This window comes from Mycobacterium sp. 1465703.0, assembly GCF_001672975.1.
GTDB lineage: Bacteria > Actinomycetota > Actinomycetes > Mycobacteriales > Mycobacteriaceae > Mycobacterium.
This window is the reverse complement of the sequence record NZ_LZKU01000132.1, coordinates 1-19,789: the sequence shown is the minus strand read 5'-3', so window position 1 is coordinate 19,789 and position 19,789 is coordinate 1. Positions and strand designations below refer to the sequence as shown.

Below are 19,789 nucleotides of genomic sequence, written 5' to 3'. Positions count from 1 at the left end.
GCTACTGGTCCGTCTCCGCACCCGCCCGCTCAAGCGCCGGTGGTAATCAAGGTGTCGCCGATAGCGCATCTGGCCGTCGGATTTTTGACCTTGGGGTTGCTGATACCGGTGATGTTCTGGCCGCCGTCGCTGCCGCTGCTGCTCCTTCCGGTGCTGCTGTCGGCGTTGATCGTCCGGTTACGCACCGTCGCCGACGACCACGGCGTGACGGTTCGGACGCTGCTGCGCAGCCAAAAGGTGCGCTGGGACGACATCGATGGGCTGCGTTTCCACCGCGGTTCGTGGGCACGCGCGCGCCTCAAGAGCGGCGCAGAGCTGCGGTTACCCGCAGTCACCTTCGCCACGCTGCCGGAGCTGACCGAGGTCAGCGCGGGGCGGGTCCCCAACCCCTACCAGCGATAGGCGCGTCAGCCGATCGGATTCACGCCGTTGAGCGCCACCCACACCCCGACGCCGGCGGCAACGCCGGCCAGCAGCGCGACGAAAGAACCGATGAAGGGCCGATGGGCCCAGCCCCGGCGGGCGTCCAGGCCGTAGCGACCAGGTCCGCACAGGACGACCGCGGCGGCGAGCACGATGAGGGTGATCTGGTATTCGTGGCCCTCGGGCAGGAAAAACGAGAAGTTGCGGGTATGCGGCCGCACCGAGATGCTGGCCAGCAGACCGTTGATCAGGAACGCCAGCGCACCGGCTGCGGCCAGCGGCGTGAACAAGCCCAGTATCAGCAGCAATCCGGCCACCACCTCACCGCCGGCGCTCACGTAGGCGAGGATGTCGGCGTGCTGGTAACCGACATCGGACAGTGAGTTTTTGAACCCGGTCACGCCCGAGCCGCCCCACCAGCCGAACAGCTTCTGCAGTCCGTGGGCGCCGAGCACCACTCCGAGCCCGACGCGCAGCAGCAGCAAACCCAGATGCTGCGTTCCGCGGCGGCCGACGTCGTGCAACCGGTCGTGGTGTTCATCGTCGTCGTCGATCTCGGCGGCCTCGGAAGAGGTGTGCCGGGCCGCCGAATGCGGCTGTACGTAAGGCAGCGGGTCCTGCTGGTCCAGCAGGTGGTAGCCCCCGGCGCCGGAGCCGGCGACCGCAGGAGCGCCCCCGTAGGGGATGACAGTGGTGGTCCCCGTCGAGGGGTTGAAGTCGCCGGGGTAGCCGACGGGCGTCAGATCATCTTCGGGGTCGACCAGCCGCGCCGAGGCGGGGCGTCCCGGGGTCGACTCCGGGGATTCGCCGGGCCGTTGCCAATGTGCGTCATTCGGTTGACTGGTCACGGGTGTCAGGGTAAGGGCATTCGGCCCTGAATTGGGGATTTGAGCGGCGCTTTCGCCTGGCAATCGGCGGTTTGCCCGTCAAACCGGCCCGGAACGGCCCGAAACAGCCTCACCAGGCCCTCCAGACGGTCGGTGCAGCGGCCATCGTCGGACCGCACCGAGTGGCGTCCGGCCCGCCCGAACGGGTCCCGAACGGGTTTGGGCAGCGCACAACCGGGACGCGTGTGGCGGCGCTGCCGACATTGTCCGTAGCCTGACGGTCATGCGACTAGGGCGATCGGGGCGGTCGGTTCGGCGCGGGTTCGCTGCGCTGTGCGCCCTCGTGCTGGTAACGGCGGGGTGCGCACGATTCAATGACGCCCAATCGCAACCGTTCACCACCGCCCCCGAGCTGAAGCCGCAACCCAGTTCGACGCCTCCCCCGCCGCCACCGCTGCCGCCGACGCCGTTTCCCAAGGCCTGCCCCGCGCCTGGGGTGATGCAGGGCTGCCTGGAGAGCACCAGCGGTCTGATCATGGGGCCCGACAGCAAAACCGCGCTGGTTGCCGAGCGCACCACGGGCGCGGTCAAGGAGATCTCCGTCAGCGCCGAGCCGAAGGTGAAGATGGTCATCCCGGTCGACCCGTCCGGGGACGGCGGCTTGATGGACATCGTGATGTCGCCGACCTACACACAAGACCGGTTGATGTACGCCTACATCAGCACCCCGACTGACAACCGAGTCATCCGGGTGGCCGACGGCGACATTCCCAAGGACATCCTGACCGGGATCCCCAAGGGATCCACCGGGAACACCGGCGCACTGATCTTCACCAGCCCCACCACGCTGGTCGTGATGACCGGCGATGCGGGCAATCCGGCGCTGGCCGCCGACCCCAAATCGCTGGCCGGCAAGGTGCTGCGGATCGAACAGCCGACCACCGTGGGCCAGGCGCCGCCGACGACGGCGCTGTCAAGCGTGGGTGCCGGCGGCGGTCTGTGCACCGACCCGGTGGACGGCTCGCTGTACGTCGCCGACCGCACCCCGACGGCAGATCGGCTGCAGCGCATCACCAAAACGTCGGACGTTTCCACGGTGTGGACCTGGCCGGACAAACCCGGCGTGGCCGGATGCGCGGCGATGGACGGGACCGTGCTGGTGAACCTGATCAACACCAAGTTGACGGTTGCGGTCCGGCTGGCGCCGACCACCGGCGCGGTCACCGGTGAACCGGATGTGGTCCGCAAGGACACTCACGCGCACGCCTGGGCGCTGCGCATGTCGCCGGACGGAAACGTTTGGGGCGCAACGGTTAACAAGACGGCCGGAGACGCCGAGAAGCTGGACGACGTGGTGTTCCCGCTCTTCCCGCAGGGCGGCGGGTTCCCGCGCAACAGCGACGACAAGAGCTGACGGCCGTCAGTTCTGCGCCGTGTTGTTGACGGACGAAATCGGGGTCAGCCCTGACCGCAGGCGGCCAACACCAATTCGCGCACCCGGGCGGCATCCGCCTGGCCGCGGGTGGCCTTCATCACCGCGCCGACGATCGCACCGGCCGCAGCCACCTTGCCGCCTCGAATCTTCTCGGCGACATCGGGATTGGCGGCCAGCGCCTCGTCGACGGCGGCCTGTGTCACCGAGTCGTCACGCACCAGCGCCAGGCCGCGGGCGGTCATCACCGCTTCGGGCTCGCCCTCCCCGGCCAGCACGCCCTCGACGACCTGACGGGCTAACTTGGTGGACAGCTTGCCCTCGTCGACCAACGCCACCACCGCGGCGACCTGGGCCGGCGTGATGGCCAGCTCGTCGAGCGCCACATTGGCCTCGTTGGCCTTCTGCATCAAGAAGTTTCCCCACCAGGCCCGGGCCTGCTCACTGGACGCGCCGTGTTCGATGGTCGCGGTGACCAATTCGATCGCTCCGGCGTTGACCAGGTCGCGCATCACCTCATCGGAGATTCCCCACTCCTGCTGAATGCGCTTGCGGCTCAACCACGGCAGCTCGGGGATGGTCTGGCGCAGCCGCTCGACCAGCTCGCGGCTGGGCGCGACCGGCTCCAAGTCCGGCTCGGGGAAATAGCGGTAGTCCTCGGCGGTTTCCTTGGTGCGCCCCGGGCTGGTATAGCCCGACTCGTGAAAGTGCCGGGTTTCCTGGGTGATCCGCCCGCCGGAGGCCAGAACGGCGGCTTGGCGTTGCATCTCGTAACGCACCGCCACCTCAACGCTTTTCAGCGAGTTGACGTTCTTGGTTTCGGTGCGAGTTCCGAACTCTGCGGTTCCGATCGGTTTCAGTGACACATTGGCGTCACACCGCATAGAGCCCTGGTCCATCCGGACGTCGGAAACGTCCAAGGCGCGCAACAGGTCTCGCAATGCGGTCACATAGGCGCGGGCGATCTGCGGCGCCCGGTCTCCGGCCCCGACGATGGGTTTGGTGACGATCTCGATCAGCGGCACGCCGGCACGGTTGTAGTCGATCAACGACGTGGTCGCACCGTGGATACGGCCCGTCTCGCTGCCGATGTGGGTCAGCTTGCCGGTGTCTTCCTCCATGTGGGCGCGTTCGATCTCGACACGCCACGTGGTGCCGTCTTCCAACGGCGCCTCGAGGTAGCCGTTGATGGCGATGGGCTCGTCATACTGCGAAATCTGGTAGTTCTTCGGCATGTCCGGGTAGAAGTAGTTCTTCCGCGCGAAGCGGCACCAGGGCACGATCTCGCAGTTCAGCGCCAGCCCGATGCGAATGGCTGACTCGACTGCGCTCTGGTTGAGCACCGGCAGCGACCCGGGCAGGCCGAGGCACACCGGGCAGACCTGGGTGTTGGGTTCGGCGCCGAATGCGGTGCTGCAGCCGCAGAACATCTTGGTGGCGGTGGACAGCTCCACGTGCACCTCGAGGCCGAGTACCGGATCGAAACGTGCGATGACGTCGTCGTAGTCCATAAGATCGGCGCTGGCGGCAACACTCATGCGCTCGATCCTAATGGTGATCGCGAGCGCGCCGGAGCCGGGCGAAGCGGGCCGCCTTCTTCACCACCGTGGGTCAGCTGATCAGACGGTGCGTGGTGATCTGGCCACCGGGAATCGGTCGAACTGGTCTCCCCTGCCCGGGAACATGTCAGCCAGCACGGCCGCCATCTCCAGGTAACTGCGCCGACTTTCCTTGCTCAATCGGTCCAGCGCGATCCTTCTTCCCTCATGCACGTGCCGATCGAACGGCAGCACCACCGAGGCGCGGACGCGGGCGGACAGCCGGTCGAGTTCGGTGACGGCAACCGCGTCCGCCTTGGCCGGCTCGACGTGGTTGATGGCGAGCACCGTCGACTGCATCAATCGCTGATAACCGCTGTGGCACAACCATTCCAGAGTTGTCCGCGTTTTGCGGACCGCATCGATGGAGGGGCTGGTGACCACCACCAGGGCGCGCGACTCCGGTAGAACAGCTTCCATCACAGTGGAATTCAGCGCCTTGACGCAGTCGACCAGCACCAGCGAGTACTGATTTCGCAGCATCGAAAAAGCGCGCAGCATGTCGTGTCGCTCCAGGCGCCAGTCGGTGCGTGCATAGTCCGGCAGACCGAGCACTTCCAGCCCGGAAACGTTCATGTACGTCAGGGCGCGGATGTCCTCGTATTGCGCCGCGGGGTTGCCGCGCAGCAGGTCGGCCATGCTGTGCGGGTTGCGGCGGCCGTGGCGCTCCGCCAGGTCTCCGGCGTCGATGTCGAGGGCGAGTACCCGGTCGTCGCGCACCGCGGCGAACGTCGATCCCAGCGCCTCCACCACGGCGGTCTTGCCCACCCCGCCTTTGAGGTTGAGGACGGCGATGGGAAAGGCCCCGCCGACGCCGGCGCGAATGCGCTGTCGTAGCTCGTTCTCGTAGGTGGTGTTTTTACCGGGGCCGAGATCAATTCCGGTAACCCGATGCAGCAGCCGTCGCCAATTCAGTTTGGCGGAGTCGGTGTCGTGTTCGTCGAAGCGGTCCAGCGAGGTCGCGCCCAGCATCGGCTCGGGGCGAGGCGGCCCAGCGGTCCGCCGTGGCGGTGGCTGCGCGGCCGGTGGAGGTTGCGGCGGCCCCGCCACCTGCTGATTCGGCCTGTGCGACTGCGGCACGGTGGTCGCCGCCGGATCGCCGTCGGCCCGCCGCCCGGGCGGTCGCGCCATCTTCTTGGGCGGACCCAACGCTCCCGCCGCTTTGGCGGATCGCTGAACGACTCCGCGAATCGCACCGCGGTTGCTCATACCCCCGGTATAACCCTCATTTACCGGTCCGGAAACCACCAAGATGCTGCAATGGCGGATTACCTGGATTATTCGCCCGCAAATTCAGGCAGCCGTTTCCTCAGATCCACCGATTGTTTGCCCGCCGGGGGTGGCTAACCGAAGAATGCGGCCGCGTCGTCGTAGCGGCTTTCGGGGACGAGCTTCAGTTGACGCACCGCGTCCGCCAGCGGCACCCGCCCGATATCCTGCCCGCGCAGCGACACCATCTGGCCGTATTCCCCGGCGTGCGCGGCGTCGGCCGCATTCACCCCGAACCGGGTGGCCAGCACCCGGTCGTAGGCCGTCGGAGTCCCGCCTCGCTGGACGTGGCCCAGCACGGTCACCCGGACGTCCTTGTTGATCCGCTTCTCCACTTCGGCGCCGAGCTGGGCGGCCACGCCGGTGAACTTCTCATGGCCGAATTCGTCAATCCCGCCTTCCCGCAACGCAATCGAGCCGGGGATGGGCTTAGCTCCCTCGGCGACCACACAGATGAAGTGCGAATCTCCGCGCTGGAAGCGTCGTTTGACGAGCCGGCAGACTTCTTCGACATCGAAGGGTTGCTCGGGGATCAGGGTCATGTGCGCGCCCGACGCGAGCCCGGCGTTCAGCGCGATCCAGCCGGCGTGCCGGCCCATCACCTCCACCAGCATCACGCGCTGGTGCGATTCGGCGGTGCTGTGTAACCGGTCGATGGCTTCGGTGGCGACGGTCAGCGCGGTGTCGTGGCCGAAAGTCACATCAGTGCAATCGATGTCGTTGTCGATGGTCTTCGGCACACCGACCACGGGAACATTCTCTTCCGAAAGCCAGTGCGCGGCCGTCAGCGTGCCTTCCCCGCCGATCGGTATCAGAACGTCGATCCCGTTGTCGTCGAGGGTCTGCTTGATCTGGTTCAGTCCGGCTCGCAGTTTCTCGGGGTGCACCCGGGCGGTGCCCAGCATCGTTCCGCCCTTGGCCAACAGGCGGTCGTTACGGTCGTCGTTGTGGAGCTGGATGCGCCGGTTCTCCAGCAGTCCGCGCCAGCCGTCCTGGAATCCGACCACCGACGACCCGTACCGGGAATCGCACGTTCGCACCACTGCCCGGATGACCGCGTTGAGCCCGGGGCAGTCGCCGCCTCCGGTGAGCACTCCGATCCGCATACTCTTCATCTTGCCTGCGGCGGCGGCCGGTGGCGCGAGCAAGCGCAAAATCGCCGGAAGTCGAAAGGGTGAGGTGTCCTAGAGGGCCGACGGCAGCGGTCCGCGGGCCGCTTCGAACGCGGCGCCGACCCGGTAGAGCCGGTCGTCGGCCAGTGCGGGCGCCATGATCTGCAGCCCGACCGGCAGGTCGTCATCGGGTGACAGGCCGGCGGGCACCGACATACCGCAGTGTCCGGCCAGATTCAGCGGCAGCGTGCACAGGTCGAACAGATACATCGCCAGCGGATCGTCTACCTTCTCGCCGAGCCGGAACGCCGTGGTCGGGGTGGCGGGCGACACCACCACGTCCACCGAGCGGTAGGCCTCGTCCAAGTCGCGGGCGATCAGGGTGCGCACCTTCTGGGCCTGGTTGTAATAGGCGTCGTAATAACCGGCCGACAGCGCGTAGGTGCCGATCATGATGCGGCGCTTGACCTCCGGCCCGAAGCCGGCGGCCCGCGTCATGGCCATCACTTCCTCGGCGCTGTGGCTGCCGTCGTCACCGATCCGCAGCCCGTAGCGCATCGCGTCGAATCGGGCCAGGTTGCTCGACACCTCCGACGGCAGAATCAAGTAGTAGGCGGACAGCGCGTAATCGAAGTGTGGGCAGTCGACCTCGCTGACTTCGGCGCCCAGCCCGGTCAATCGCTCGACGGCGGCCTCGAAGGCGGTCAGCACGCCGGACTGATAGCCCTCACCGCGCAACTGCTTGACCACGCCGACCCGCACCCCCTTGAGGTCGCCGGCCGCGCCGGCCTTGGCGGCGCCCACGACGTCGGGCACCGCGGCGTCGACCGACGTGGAGTCGCGACTGTCATGCCCGGCGATCACCTGATGCAGCAGCGCGGTGTCGAGCACCGTGCGCGCACACGGGCCGCCCTGATCCAGCGACGACGCGCACGCCACCAGGCCGTAGCGCGACACCGTGCCGTAGGTCGGCTTGACTCCAACCGTCGCGGTCAGCGCCGCGGGCTGCCGGATGGAGCCGCCGGTGTCGGATCCGATCGCCAGCGGCGCCTGGAAAGCGGCCAAGGCGGCCGCGCTGCCGCCCCCGGAGCCGCCGGGCACCCGGTCGATGTCCCACGGGTTGCGGGTGGGGCCGTAGGCGGAGTTCTCGGTCGAGCTGCCCATCGCGAACTCGTCCATGTTGGTCTTGCCCAGGATCGGGATTCCCGCGGCGCGCAACCGCGAGGTGACGGTGGCGTCGTACGGTGCTCGCCAGCCCTCGAGGATCTTGGATCCGCAGGTGGTGGGCATGTCGACGGTGGTGAAGACGTCTTTCAGCGCCAGCGGAACCCCGGCCAGCGGGGACGGCAGCCGCTCCCCGGCGGCCACCGCCTCGTCCACGACGGCCGCGGCACCCAGCGCCTCGTCGGCCGCCACGTGCAGGAAGGCGTGGTAGCGGTCGTCGGTGGCCGCGATCTGGTCCAGGCACGCCTGGGTGACCTCGACGGACGACACCTCTTTGGCGGCGATCCGGGCGGCCAGCGTGGCGGCGTTGGACCGGATGATCTCGTTCACTCGCTGTCCCCCAGGATTTGCGGGACCGCGAAGCGGCCGTCGACCGCTGCGGGCGCTTCGGCCAGCGCCTCGGCCTGCGTCAAGCACGGTGTCGGCTCGTCCGGACGGGTGACGTTGACGTCCTTGAGTGGGTTATCGGTCGCTTCGACGCCGGTGACATCGACCGCATGCACCTGGCTGACGTGGGTCAAGATGGCGCCGAGCTGGCCGGCGAAGCTGTCGAGTTCGCTGTCGGTCAACGCCAGCCGGGACAGCCGGGCCAGGTGCGCTACCTCGTCGCGGGAGATCTGGGACACGACTGGAAAGCCTAGCCGCGAGCGTGCGGCGCGCTGCACGCCCGTTGCCCATCGCTGAGCCGTCCGAGGTCGCCGACGGGCAGGACCACCGGCCGGAACGAGCCGAAATGCCGCCGACACATCGCTGTGCAACAGTGTTGGCCGTGCCTTCCTATCTGTTGCGCATCGAGCTGGTCGACCGTCCAGGCAGCCTAGGGTCGCTGGCGGTGGCGCTCGGTTCGGTGGGAGCCGACATCTTGTCGCTCGATGTCGTGGAGCGCAGCGCGGGTTACGCGACCGACGACTTGGTGATCGAACTGCCGCCGGGAGCGATGCCGGACACGCTCATCACCGCCGCCGAATCACTGTCCGGTGTCCGGGTGGACAGTGTGCGTCCGCACACCGGTCTGCTGGAAGCACACCGCGAGCTGGAGCTGCTCGACCACGTCGCGGCGGCCACCGGCAACGCGGCCCGGCTGCGGGTTCTCGCCAACGAGGCACCCAAGGTGCTGCGGGTCAGTTGGTGCACGGTGTTGCGCAGCTCGAACGGCGAGCTCGAGCGTCTTGCCGGCAGTCCGGGCGCTCCGGAGACCATGGCCGACTCGGCACCGTGGCTGCCGATCGAGCGGGCCACGGCGCTGGACAGCGCCGGCGAGTGGGTGCCCAAGGCCTGGCGCGATATGGACACCACGATGGTCGCCGCCCCACTCGGGGACCCGCACACCGCGGTGGTGCTGGGCCGGCCCGGCCCGGAATTCCGTCCGTCGGAAGTCGCCCGGCTGGGTTACCTGGCCGGGATCGTCGCCACCATGCTGCGCTAGCGCGCAGAAACTTTCGGCCGGGACATCACCACTGGGTCGTCGTCGTCCCACAGCAGCAGCTGCCGTACCGCCGGCCGCGGACCGTAGGGCCGCAGCATGGTGCTGGCCGGACGCGGACGCACCCGTTGCGGCCACCAGAACCAGCGCCCGAGAATCGTTGCGACAGAAGGTGTCATGAACGACCGCACGATCAGCGTGTCGAACAGCAGGCCAAGACCGATGGTGGTGCCGATCTGGCCGAGCACCTGGAACCCGCTGAACACGAACGCGCACATGGTGATGGCGAACACCAGGCCGGCCGAGGTGACCACCGAGCCGGAGCCGGCCATCGCGCGGATCACACCGGTCTTCAAGCCGGCATGGATTTCTTCCCTGAATCGCGAGATCAACAGCAGGTTGTAGTCGGATCCCACTGCCAGCAGCAGGATCACGGCCAGCGCCAGCACCACCCAGTACAGCTGGATACCGAAGATGTACTGCCACACCAGAACCGACAACCCGAACGAAGCGCCCAGCGACAATGCCACGGTGCCCACGATGACCAGGGCGGCGATCAGGCTGCGGGTGATGATCATCATGATCAGCAGGATGAGACTCAGGGCGGCGAACGCGACGATCATCAGGTCGTACTTGGCCCCGTCCTGAATGTCCTTGTAGGTCGCGGCGGTCCCGCCGAGGTAGATCCCCGCGCCGGCCATCGGCGTGCCCTTCAGTGCCTCGTGCGCGGCCTTGGCGATCGGGTCGATATGCGAAATACCCTCGGGCGTCGCGGGATCGCCCTCATGGGCGACGATCATCCGGGCGGCTGTGCCGTCTGGCGAGAGGAACAGTTTCAGTCCCCGTTTGAAGTCGGGGTTGTTGAATACCTCGGGCGGTAGATAGAAGGTGTCGTCGTTCTTGGCCGCGTCGAAGGCTCGGCCCAACGCTGTTGCGTTGTCGATCGCGGCGGCGGTCTGCGCGTAGATGCCGGACAGTGTGGCGTAATTCGCCAACGTCAGGTCGCGATTGGTCTGCTGGCTTTGGATCTGCGGTGGTATCAGCGCGGTCAGTTTCGGCTGCAGCGCATCGAGCTTGTCGAGGGAAGCCGTCAGGTTCTCGAACTTTTCAGTGAGCTGGTCGATACCGTCGAGCGCGTCGAACAGAGACCGGAATGCGGAACACACGGGAATGTCGAAACAGTGCTTCTCCCAATAGAAATAGCTGCGAACCGGCCGGAAAAAGTCGTCGAAGTTCGCGATCTTGTCACGCAGGTCCTGGATCGTGGCGAGCGTGTCATGAAAGTTCTGGGTCTCGTCGTGGGTGGTGCCCGCGAGCTGCTGCTGCAGGACGTACTGCTGTTTCAAGATGTTGATGGTCTTGGTCAGTTCATTGGCCTGCTTGAGGGCGTCGTCGGCCCGGTCTCGTTGATAAGTCAGGTTCTGCTGTTGCGCCGCACTGGAATTGCTGACCACAAAGGCCAGCGAGCTGTGCACCAGTGGGGTCCCCAACGGCCGAGTGATGGTCTGCACCTGCGCGACCCCGGGAACGTGAAACACCGCCTTGGCCACCTTGTCCAGGACCAGCATGCTTTCCGGGTTGCGCATGTCGTGATCGGTTTCGACCATCAACAACTCGGGTTCCAGCCGCGCCCTCGAAAAGTGCTTCTCGGCGGCCGTGTAGCCGATATTGGCCGGTGCGCTGGTCGGCATGTAGGGGCGAGTGTCGTAACTGGTCTTGTACCCGGGCAGGGCGAGCAGGCCCACCAGAGCCAAAGCGCAGGCGGCGGCCAGAACGGGGCCGGGCCAGCGGACGATGGCGGTGCCGATCCGCCGCCAGCCGCGGGTCCTCATCGCGCGTTTCGGGTCGAAGATGCCCGCCTTGGCGCCCAGGGTGAGAATGGCCGGCCCCAAGGTGAGCGCGGCGAACAGCGCGACGAGAATGCCCAACGACGCAGGGATGCCCAGGCTTTGGAAGTACGGCAGCCGGGTGAACCCCAAACAGGCCACCGCGCCGGCAACGGTGAGCCCCGAACCCAACACGATGTGGGTGGTGCCGTGATACATGGTGTAGAAGGCGGTTTCGCGATCCTCGCCGGACCCGCGTGCCTCTTGATAACGGCCGACGAAGAATATCGCGTAGTCCGTTCCGGCCGCGATCACCAGCAGCGTGAGCAGATTCGTTGCGTAGGTCGACAGCCCGATGACGCCGGCGTTTCCCAGGAACGCGACGAGCCCTCGCGCCGCGGACATTTCGATGAGGACCGTCGCCAGCACCAGCAGTGTGGTGAGCACGGAACGGTAGACGAAGAACAACATCAGCGCGATCACCCCGACGGTGATCCCGGTGACTTTTGCGGTGCCCTTGCTGCCGACGTCGAACTGGTCGGAGATCAGCGGCGCCGCCCCGGTCACATACGCCCGGACACCGGGCGGCGGCTTCATGTGCTCGACGATGTCGCGGACGGCGCCGACGCCCTCGTTGGCCAGTGCCGAGCCTTGATTGCCGGCGAGGAACAGCTGCACGTAGGCGGCCTTGCCGTCGCTGCTCTGCGATCCCGCCGCGGTCAGGGTGTCGCCCCAGAAGTCCTGTACGTGCTCGACATGCTTGCGGTCCTGCTCGAGCCTGCGGACCATCTCGTCGTAGAAGCGGTGGGCGTCTGCGCCCAGCGGCTTGTCGCCCTCCAGCACGATCATCGCCGAACTGTCGGTGTCGAACTCGTGAAACTTTTCTCCGATGCGCTTGATCGCCTTGAGCGACGGCGCATCTGGCGAATTCAGCGCCACGTTGTGGGTCTTACCCACCTCTTCCAGTTGCGGGACCGCGATATTGGTGATCGCGGCCAACCCCACCCAGAACAGCAGGATCGGCAACGCGAGCCGGCGAATGGTGCGCGGCGCGAACCGCCGCGGTTGATCGTTACTCATCCAGATTTATCCAGACAGAAGGTGTAGGCGTCCACTTTGTTAACGGTGCGTTGGTCTTTCACCTCACCGTTGACGGTGATGCGGCAGCCCAGGATGTCCCCGTTGCCCTGCGCGACGACGTTGCCGATGACCGCGGGCTCCGTCGTGGTGATGGTGAACGACCAAGGCAGGGGCGCGTCCTTGACTTGCTGCGGCTGGGCGTTGACATCAAGGTAGTTGATGGTCGCCACCGCGCCCGGTGCGCCGAAGACCTCCAGCACGACCTGCTTTGGGTTGAACGGGACGATTTCGTTGGACAGGCCGCTGTTGGCCGACGGGTTGGTGTGCGACCCGAAGATTCCGTGCAGGCGATAGATGCCGAATGCCGCCAGCGCGACGACGAGCACCGTGACGAGCACCATCCACCCCCGCTTCACCAGGGACGCAATCGAAAAGCCCTTCACCCGTTAGCCTTTCGAAGATCGGGCGGCACGATCACGCTCAACCCCGCAGGGGTCGCCAACGTCGTGAGCGTGATCGACAGCTATGACAGTACGGTACGGGACCGTACTGTACAAGAGACGCGCGCGTATATATTTCGCCGAAGGGGCTGACGGCTGAAATGCCGGGTGGTTAGCCGGACTTGGTCAGGCCGGGCAACAGGAACCCGTCGACGAACGCCTGCACGGTGCGACGGGTGGGCGGGCGGCCGGGGATGATCGACCGGAAGATGAGATAGCCCGGCAACAAGTCCCAGAGTTCGTCGGTGATGACGTCCTCGGTGATCTCGCCCCGGTCGACGGCCTGATGCAGCACGTGCTGAATCATGGCCTTGCGCTGATCCAGGAACTGATGCTGCAAGGCGTCGTTGAGAGCGGGGTGGCGCGACACCTCGACCATCACGGCACGAATGGTGCCGGCGTGCTGTCCGCACTCCTGGCTGATGGTCTCGCCCAGGCTCAGCAGGTCGCCGCGCAACGTACCGGTATTCGGCGGGACGGCCACCTGCCGGACGCCTTCGATGAATGCGGCCAGCACCAATTCGGCTTTGGACGGCCAGCGCCGGTAGACGGTCGCCTTGCTGGCGCGGGCGGCGTTGGCCACCGCGTCCACCGTCAGCTGGTCATAACCGTGTTCCTGCAGCAGCCGCAGGGTCACGGCCAATATCTCGGCCTCACGCGGCGACCACGGCGAAGCCTGCTCACACCGATCGGCCGTCTGGGTCATAGAGCCCACGATAGAGCGGCCCGGGTGATGTGGACCAATTTCGGCGCAGTCAAAGCCGGACGAATGTGGATTCGTCAGCGGGACGCCTTCAGCGCACGCTCGATGTCGGCGACCAGGTCGTCGGTGTCTTCGATGCCCAGCGAGATGCGCGCGAATCCGTCGGCGACCGGATCTCCCCAGCGCGCCCGGCGGTCCACCGACGTGTGCAGCCCCCCGAAGCTGGTGGACGCGATCAGCAGTTCGCTGGCCTCCACCAGTGTGTGCACCGCGGCCGCATCGGCCAGCTCGACCGAGACCAGCGCGCCGAATCGGCGCATCTGCGCCATGGCCACCGGATGCGCCGGGTCCCCGGCCAATCCCGGGTAGCGCACCGCCCGCACCGCCGGATGGCGGGCCAGCATGGTCGCCACCGCGCGCGCGTTCTGGCATTGCCGCTCGAATCGCAGTCCGGCAGTTGCCAGGCTGCGCAACAGAAGCCATGCCTCGAAGCCGCCCAGAATCGCGCCGGCGAGCAGCCGGTGGCGCTCCACCCGGGCGAGCAGCTCGGGCTGGCTGGTGGCGACGTAGCCGGCCAGCAGGTCGCCGTGACCGGACAGGGCCTTGGTGGCACTGGCCACCACCGCGTCGGCGCCCAGCGCCAGCGGTTGCTGACCCAACGGGGTGGCGGTGGTGTTGTCGACGATCAAGCGGGCGCCGCGATCGTGGCAAATCGTGGCCAACCGGTGCAGATCAATGACATCCAACGCCGGGTTGGTGGGAGTTTCGGCCAGCACCACCTCGGCTCGCGCGGCGGCGTCATAGATTTGCGAACTCGTCGCCTCGATGACCGTCACACCCCCGGGCGCCAGGTCCTCACGGGCGTAGCGGCGCACTTGGTAGTAGCCGTCGACCGGTACCACCACCGTGGATCCGGGCCTGGCCAGTGCTCGTAGCGCGGCGCTGATGGCCGCCATCCCCGAACCGAACACCAACGCGCCGGTGGCTCCCTCCAGCTCGGCGAGCGCCGACTCCAGTTGCCGCCAGGTCGGATTGGAGCTACGGCCGTAGCTGTCCAACGCGCCGGTCTCGTCGCTGGACAAGTGATAGGTGGCGGCGAGCACCGCCTGCGGCGCTACCGGTTGGCCCGAGACCGCTTGTACATCAGCGGCTTTGAGGCTACGAGTGGAATCACCGAACCGATTGCCCATCGGTTAGTCCGCCGGCTTTTCCGGCGGACCCTCGGCCAGCAGTGTCCGGAAGCCGTCCTCGTCGAGCACCGGCACCCCCAACTCGATCGCCTTGTCGTACTTGGAACCCGGCGAATCGCCGGCCACCACGTAGTCCGTCTTCTTCGACACCGAACCGGCGGCCTTTCCGCCGCGCGCCAGGATGGCCTCCTTGGCGTCATCGCGGGAGAAGCCGGTGAGCGAGCCGGTGACCACCACCGTCAGCCCCTCCAGCGTGCGCTGCACACTGGTGTCGCGCTCGTCGGCCATCCGCACACCGGCGGCCCGCCACTTGTCGACGATCGCGCAGTGCCAGTCGACGGTGAACCATTCGGTGAGCGCCGCGGCGATGGTGGGGCCGACGCCTTCCACCGCGGCCAGCCGCTCGGTCGATGCCGACATGATCGCATCAAGATCGCCGAACTCGGTGGCCAGCGCACGCGCGGCCGTCGGCCCGACATGCCGGATCGACAACGCCACCAGGACCCGCCACAGCGTCACCGTCTTGGCCTTGTCCAGGTTGTCGAGCAGCCGTCGCCCGTTGGCGGACAGGGCGCCCGCCTTCGTCCGGAAGAGCTCGGTGCGCAGCAGATCGTCCTCGGTGAGCGCGAACAAGTCGCCCTCGTCGGCGATCACGCCGGCCTTCAGCAGCGCGGTCGCGGCTTCGTAGCCGAGCCCCTCGATATCGAACGCGCCGCGACCGGCGACGTGAAATACCCGCTCCCGCAGCTGAGCAGGACAGGACCGGGCATTGGGGCAGCGGATGTCGGCATCGCCCTCCTTGGCCGGGGCAAGCGTGGTGCCGCACTCGGGACACGTTGTGGGCATGACGAATTCGCGTTCGGAGCCGTCGCGCAGGTCGACGACGGGCCCCAGCACTTCCGGGATCACGTCGCCGGCTTTGCGGATCATTACCGTGTCGCCGATCAGCACGCCCTTGCGTTTGACCTCGGCGGCGTTGTGCAGCGTGGCCAGCCCTACCGTCGACCCGGCCACCTTGACCGGTGTCATGAACGCAAACGGAGTGACCCGGCCGGTGCGCCCAACGTTGACCCGGATGTCGAGCAGCTTGGTCTGCGCCTCCTGGGGCGGGTACTTGTAGGCGACGGCCCAGCGCGGCGCGCGCGAGGTGGTGCCGAGCCGGCGCTGCAGGGCGACGTCGTCGACTTTGACTACCACACCGTCGATTTCGTGCCGCAGGTCGTAGCGGTGCTCACCCCAGTAACCGATCCGCTCCTCGATGGCGGCAAGCCCGCGCACCCGCGCGGTCTGTTCGGCCACCGGCAGCCCCCAGGCGCTCAGCGCGGTGTAGGCCTCGTGTTGGCTCTTGGGGGCAAATCCTTCAGTGCGACCGATGCCATGGCAGATCATCCGCAGCTTGCGCCGCGCGGTGACGGCCGGATTCTTCTGGCGCAGCGACCCGGCCGCGCTGTTGCGCGGATTGGCGAACGGCGCCTTGCCGTCTTCAACCAGGCTGGCGTTGAGCGCCTCGAAATCGGCAAGCAGAAAAAACACCTCGCCGCGCACCTCGAGCAGCGCGGGGACCGGGAAGTCCTTGCTGGCGGACAGCCGCTCGGGGACGTCGTCGATGGTGCGGGCATTGAGCGTGACGTCCTCGCCGACCCGGCCGTCGCCCCGGGTCGCGGCCCGTTCCAGCCGGCCGTCGCGGTAGACCAACGAGAGCGCCACCCCGTCGATCTTGAGTTCACACAGGTAGTAGGGCTCCTTGCCGACCTCGTTCTCGACGCGGTTGCTCCAGGCGACCAACTCGTCGCGATCGAAGACATCGTCGAGGCTCAGCATCCGTTCCAGGTGCTGCGCTTCTCCGAACTCGGTGGCGAAACCGGCCCCGCCGACCAGCTGCGTCGGGGAATCGGGAACTTTCAGCTCCGGGTGCTGATCCTCCAGCGCGAGGAGTTCGTTGAACATCGTGTCGAACTCCGCGTCGGAAATGATCGGCGCGTCCTTGATGTAGTAGCGGAATTGGTGTTCACGGACTGTTTCGGCCAGGTCCTGCCACTGGCGGCGAACCTCGGGCGATACCGAATCAGCTGCTGCGGAGCTCACCTTGGCAGGCTATCCGAGGACACCGACGCAAAACCCGGCGCCGCTCACTCCTCCACGTATGCCCGCAACCGATCCACTGCGGCGTCCCAGCGACGGGACAGCTGACTCAGGTAGTCGCTGGCCGACGCCAACGGTTGGGTCTGCACCGTCCAGACACGCTCGCGGCCGCGCCGGCTGCTGGTCACCAGCCCGACGGACTCCAACAGCTGCAGGTGCTTGCTGGCCGCCTGCCGGGAGACCGGCACGACGCTGGTGACCTGCGATGTCGAGCTCGGGCCCCGATCGCAGAGCCGCACGATGATGCGCAGCCGGTTGGGGTCGCCCAACGCATCGAAGAGCGGCGCGTCGACAGCGACACGGCCGCTCATACCCGGACGCCTTCGATGTATTTGCGCACCAGCGTGGTCTGGATCGCCCAGCCTTCGCCGTTGGCCTCGAACGCCGGACCGCGGCGCACGTCGGGAATCGCCTCGAAACCGGATTCGGTGATGGTCAGCAGCACCCCGTCGGGCTGCTCGGCCAGGGTGAATTCGACCAGCGTGGTCGGCTCCCGGTCGTAGTCGACCTGCGGGTCGACGGCGAAGGGATGCCAGCGGTAGGCGAACCGGCGTTGCGGCTCGACGGCGACGATGTGCCAGGTGCTTCGCATCCCGGCGTGCGCCTCCTGGCGTTTGGCGACCTCGCCGTCCACCGCGGTCGGGGCGATCGCAGCGGTCACCGAGGTGCCGGCCACGAACGGCCCGTCGAAGCGCACCCCGAACCACCGGCCGAACTCCTCGGCGTCGCTGATGGCCCGCCACACCCGCTCGAGTGGCGCGCGCAGCACCACCTGCTTCTCGATCTTCATATGCAACCTCCTGGTTGCCTATTAGTGCAGCACGCGACGGTCCGAAACGCAACCGATCGGTTGCCTATTCGATGGCGTCGGGATCCTCGGCGAACATTTCGGCCGCCTTGCGGGCGAGCTCGATCGCGGTGCGCGCCCACTGCGGCGTGGCGGCGGCCAGACCGCACGCTGGGGTGACGCCGATGCGATCCCGCAATGCCGAGCGGGCGAAGCCGAGCCGATCGGTCACCGCGACGACCGCAGCGGCCACCCGCTCCGCCGAAAGCCGGCGGGACGGGGTGCTGCCGGCGACGACCCCCAACATGACGGTGCGACCGGACTCCACGAACTCGCCGACACCATCGAGATCCGTCGCGTTCAGCGCGCCCGCGTCTACCGAGACGGCCGCAAAAGCGCTGCGCTGCAAGAGGTCCCATGGAACGCCGGGGGCACAGCAGTGCAGCAGCACCTCACCACCCACGGTTTGGGCACAGGTATCGAGCAGGCTGCCGGCCACCGCCTCGTCGATCGGCGCCACCGGACTCAGCGAGGTCACTCCGCTCAGCCCGCCGCCGAGCGCGTTCGACAGCGACGGCTCGTCGAACTGAACCACTACCTCCGCCTCCAGCCGGCGGGCCATCATCGCGCGATGCGCGGACACGCCCTCGGCCAGCGATGCCGCCACGTCACGCAGCGCCCCGGGATCGGTGATCGCGCGATGACCGTTGGCCAGCTCGATCTCGGCGGCCAGCGTGATCGGGCCGGGCGCCTGCACCTTGACCACCCGCCCCTGGTTGCGCAGCCCGGCGGCTTCCCAGGCCTCCTCCAGCGCGTCCATGTCCTCGTCCAGCAGGCTGATGGCGCGCCGGGTGACCGCCCCGGGCCGGGCGGCCAGACGGTAGCCGCGCGGCACCGTGTCGATGGCCACGTCGACCAGCAGCGCGCCCGCCCGGCCGAGCACGTCGGCACCCACTCCGCGCGCGGGCAGCTCGACGATGTGCGCCAGCGCGCCCGCCAATTCACCCACCACGACTTCGGCGGCTTCGCGTGCGTCGATGCCCGGCCATGATCCGACACCGCTGGCGCTGGCAAAGGGGTGGGCGAAAACACTCACCGGGCAACCGTATTCGACGTCGCACCACCCGCCGGCCGGCAGGGGTCTGTGTACGGGGGGCCCGCCCGGGTAGGTTCAACTGCGAAGGGGTGCGAAAAGGTGTCGCAGAAGGCGAAATTACTGTGGCTACCGCTGTTGTGCGGGGCGGTGATGCTGGTCGCGTCGTGCACCCTGGTGGTCGACGGCGCGGCGGTCGCGGGATCCGACGCCAATCGCAGAGTGGTGCAGGGCGTCGATGTCGACACCATCCTGCTGGACCAGTCCCGGATGCGTGCGATCACCGGCGCCGGTGAGCATCTGAGCATCATTCCCTCGATGGACGGCACCAGTCCGGTGGACATCGACGCGCTCGCCGACACCACGCCGCGCGCGTGCCGGTTCATCTTCGCCGAGACGGCAACGTTCGGCCGCGATCTCGAGGCTTTTCACAAGACGACGTTTCAGGATCCACCCGACGGAGCGTTGATCTCCGAGGGCGCCGCGGCCTATCGCGACGCCGACGCCGCCCGGCGCGCCTTCGGCGCCCTGGTGGGCACCGTCGGAGACTGCGCGAACGGCTCTAGTGGGCAGCTTTACGTCGGCGACTGGAGCGCCGACGCCACCTCGCTGCACCTGCGGCCCGGCGGGTGCGGCCGCGACTACCGGATTCTGTCGGTGGCCATGCTGGAAGTCACCTTCTGCGGCTTCGCCCAATCGGTGTCCGACATCGTGATGACCAACATCTCCGCGAACGTGCCGCGGTAGCACCGATCAGCGGGCGGTACCGGCGATGGTGGCGCTGCCGAGCACCTCGTCGCCGTCGGGGTCGGGCCGATACAGCACCAGCGTCTGGCCGCGCGCCACGCCGCGCACCGGGGCGCGCAGCCGCACCACGAGTTCGTCGTCGACCAGTTCGGCTATCGCGGCGGCGGTTTCGCCGTGCGCTCGCACCTGAACCTCGCACTCCACCGGACCCGACGGCCGGCCGCGTTACGTGACTGAGATCGACGCCGACACTGCCACGGTTCGGGTGGGGGAGGCGGCCGATCTCGAGGTGCGCGAATTGGTCGGGCGGACACCGGTTTTCACCTCGGGTGTGGCGCCGTCGGGTCCGGTGGAGTGCGAGGTTCAGGTGCGAGCGCACGGCGAAACCGCCGCCGCGATAGCCGAACTGGTCG

18 protein-coding genes and 2 pseudogenes are annotated in these 19,789 nt (G+C 67.5%); 5 read left to right on the top strand and 15 right to left on the bottom strand.

Translation table 11 applies throughout. The features are described 5' to 3' along the window. The first annotated feature begins 39 nt into the window (after window positions 1–39). Entirely contained in the window at window positions 40–402 is a 363-nt protein-coding gene (locus tag A5625_RS11660; RefSeq protein ID WP_066993252.1) for a PH domain-containing protein, read from the top strand. A gap of 5 nt (window positions 403–407) precedes the next feature. Here the strand turns inward: A5625_RS11660 and A5625_RS11655 are convergent, their stop codons facing one another. Then, entirely contained in the window at window positions 408–1,271 is an 864-nt protein-coding gene (locus A5625_RS11655) for a DoxX family protein (protein WP_066993247.1), read from the bottom strand. A 262-nt stretch (window positions 1,272–1,533) separates the two neighbouring features. Between A5625_RS11655 and A5625_RS11650 the strand changes: the two genes are divergently transcribed. Then, entirely contained in the window at window positions 1,534–2,664 is a 1,131-nt protein-coding gene (locus A5625_RS11650) for a sorbosone dehydrogenase family protein (protein ID WP_066993244.1), read from the top strand. A gap of 44 nt (window positions 2,665–2,708) precedes the next feature. Here the strand turns inward: A5625_RS11650 and gatB are convergent, their stop codons facing one another. The 5 genes from gatB to gatC form a co-directional block, all read right to left on the bottom strand. Next, a complete protein-coding gene (gatB, locus tag A5625_RS11645; RefSeq protein ID WP_066993231.1) occupies window positions 2,709–4,220 on the bottom strand; it encodes an Asp-tRNA(Asn)/Glu-tRNA(Gln) amidotransferase subunit GatB in 1,512 nt (503 codons plus the stop codon). A gap of 81 nt (window positions 4,221–4,301) precedes the next feature. Next, on the bottom strand, window positions 4,302–5,489 hold the full coding sequence (locus tag A5625_RS11640) for a MinD/ParA family protein (RefSeq protein WP_232003609.1): 1,188 nt from the start codon (window positions 5,487–5,489) through the stop codon (window positions 4,302–4,304). A 134-nt stretch (window positions 5,490–5,623) separates the two neighbouring features. Next, window positions 5,624–6,655, bottom strand: coding sequence for an ATP-dependent 6-phosphofructokinase (locus A5625_RS11635; RefSeq protein WP_066993330.1), 1,032 nt, complete (start codon window positions 6,653–6,655; stop codon window positions 5,624–5,626). 78 nt (window positions 6,656–6,733) lie between these two features. Further along, window positions 6,734–8,215: an Asp-tRNA(Asn)/Glu-tRNA(Gln) amidotransferase subunit GatA gene (gene gatA / locus A5625_RS11630; protein WP_066993228.1), complete on the bottom strand. Its 1,482-nt coding sequence runs from the start codon at window positions 8,213–8,215 to the stop codon at window positions 6,734–6,736. Beyond that, window positions 8,212–8,511: an Asp-tRNA(Asn)/Glu-tRNA(Gln) amidotransferase subunit GatC gene (gene gatC, locus A5625_RS11625; RefSeq protein WP_066993328.1), complete on the bottom strand. Its 300-nt coding sequence runs from the start codon at window positions 8,509–8,511 to the stop codon at window positions 8,212–8,214. Before gatC ends, gatA begins: the two co-directional genes overlap by 4 nt. 143 nt (window positions 8,512–8,654) lie before the next feature. Between gatC and A5625_RS11620 the strand changes: the two genes are divergently transcribed. Then, window positions 8,655–9,311: an amino acid-binding protein gene (locus tag A5625_RS11620; protein WP_156748142.1), complete on the top strand. Its 657-nt coding sequence runs from the start codon at window positions 8,655–8,657 to the stop codon at window positions 9,309–9,311. Here the strand turns inward: A5625_RS11620 and A5625_RS11615 are convergent. From A5625_RS11615 to A5625_RS11580, 8 genes are all read right to left on the bottom strand, one after another. Then, the gene (locus tag A5625_RS11615) at window positions 9,308–12,214 is read right to left on the bottom strand and encodes an RND family transporter (RefSeq protein WP_066993222.1); all 2,907 of its coding nucleotides are present in this window, start codon (window positions 12,212–12,214) and stop codon (window positions 9,308–9,310) included. The two genes, A5625_RS11620 and A5625_RS11615, sit on opposite strands and share 4 nt — an antisense overlap. After that, window positions 12,211–12,657 (bottom strand): MmpS family transport accessory protein, encoded by a 447-nt coding sequence (locus A5625_RS11610; protein ID WP_197516056.1) that lies wholly within the window; start codon window positions 12,655–12,657, stop codon window positions 12,211–12,213. The genes A5625_RS11615 and A5625_RS11610 overlap by 4 nt, the downstream gene beginning before the upstream one ends. A 169-nt stretch (window positions 12,658–12,826) precedes the next feature. Beyond that, entirely contained in the window at window positions 12,827–13,432 is a 606-nt protein-coding gene (locus A5625_RS11605) for a TetR/AcrR family transcriptional regulator (protein ID WP_156748145.1), read from the bottom strand. 62 nt (window positions 13,433–13,494) lie between these two features. After that, complete coding sequence (locus A5625_RS11600) at window positions 13,495–14,607, bottom strand: cystathionine gamma-lyase (RefSeq protein ID WP_066993215.1); 1,113 nt, start codon at window positions 14,605–14,607, stop codon at window positions 13,495–13,497. A 3-nt stretch (window positions 14,608–14,610) separates the two neighbouring features. Continuing rightward, window positions 14,611–16,692, bottom strand: a complete 2,082-nt coding sequence (gene ligA, locus A5625_RS11595) for an NAD-dependent DNA ligase LigA (RefSeq protein WP_066993212.1) — start codon at window positions 16,690–16,692, stop codon at window positions 14,611–14,613. Between the two features lie 44 nt (window positions 16,693–16,736). Beyond that, window positions 16,737–17,060, bottom strand: coding sequence for a helix-turn-helix transcriptional regulator (locus A5625_RS11590; protein ID WP_066993208.1), 324 nt, complete (start codon window positions 17,058–17,060; stop codon window positions 16,737–16,739). Continuing rightward, the gene (locus A5625_RS11585) at window positions 17,057–17,539 is read right to left on the bottom strand and encodes an SRPBCC family protein (RefSeq protein WP_066993205.1); all 483 of its coding nucleotides are present in this window, start codon (window positions 17,537–17,539) and stop codon (window positions 17,057–17,059) included. Before A5625_RS11585 ends, A5625_RS11590 begins: the two co-directional genes overlap by 4 nt. A 64-nt stretch (window positions 17,540–17,603) precedes the next feature. Further along, window positions 17,604–18,632, bottom strand: a complete 1,029-nt coding sequence (locus A5625_RS11580) for a methionine synthase (protein ID WP_066993202.1) — start codon at window positions 18,630–18,632, stop codon at window positions 17,604–17,606. A gap of 99 nt (window positions 18,633–18,731) precedes the next feature. Between A5625_RS11580 and A5625_RS11575 the strand changes: the two genes are divergently transcribed. Next, window positions 18,732–19,376: a sensor domain-containing protein gene (locus tag A5625_RS11575; RefSeq protein WP_197516055.1), complete on the top strand. Its 645-nt coding sequence runs from the start codon at window positions 18,732–18,734 to the stop codon at window positions 19,374–19,376. 6 nt (window positions 19,377–19,382) lie between these two features. Here A5625_RS11575 and A5625_RS11570 read toward each other — a convergent pair. Next, a pseudogene (locus A5625_RS11570) lies at window positions 19,383–19,592 on the bottom strand (aminomethyltransferase beta-barrel domain-containing protein); the annotation flags it as partial. Between A5625_RS11570 and A5625_RS11565 the strand changes: the two are divergent. Beyond that, a pseudogene (locus tag A5625_RS11565) lies at window positions 19,582–19,789 on the top strand (tRNA 2-thiouridine(34) synthase MnmA); the annotation flags it as partial. The pseudogenes A5625_RS11570 and A5625_RS11565 sit on opposite strands and share 11 nt — an antisense overlap.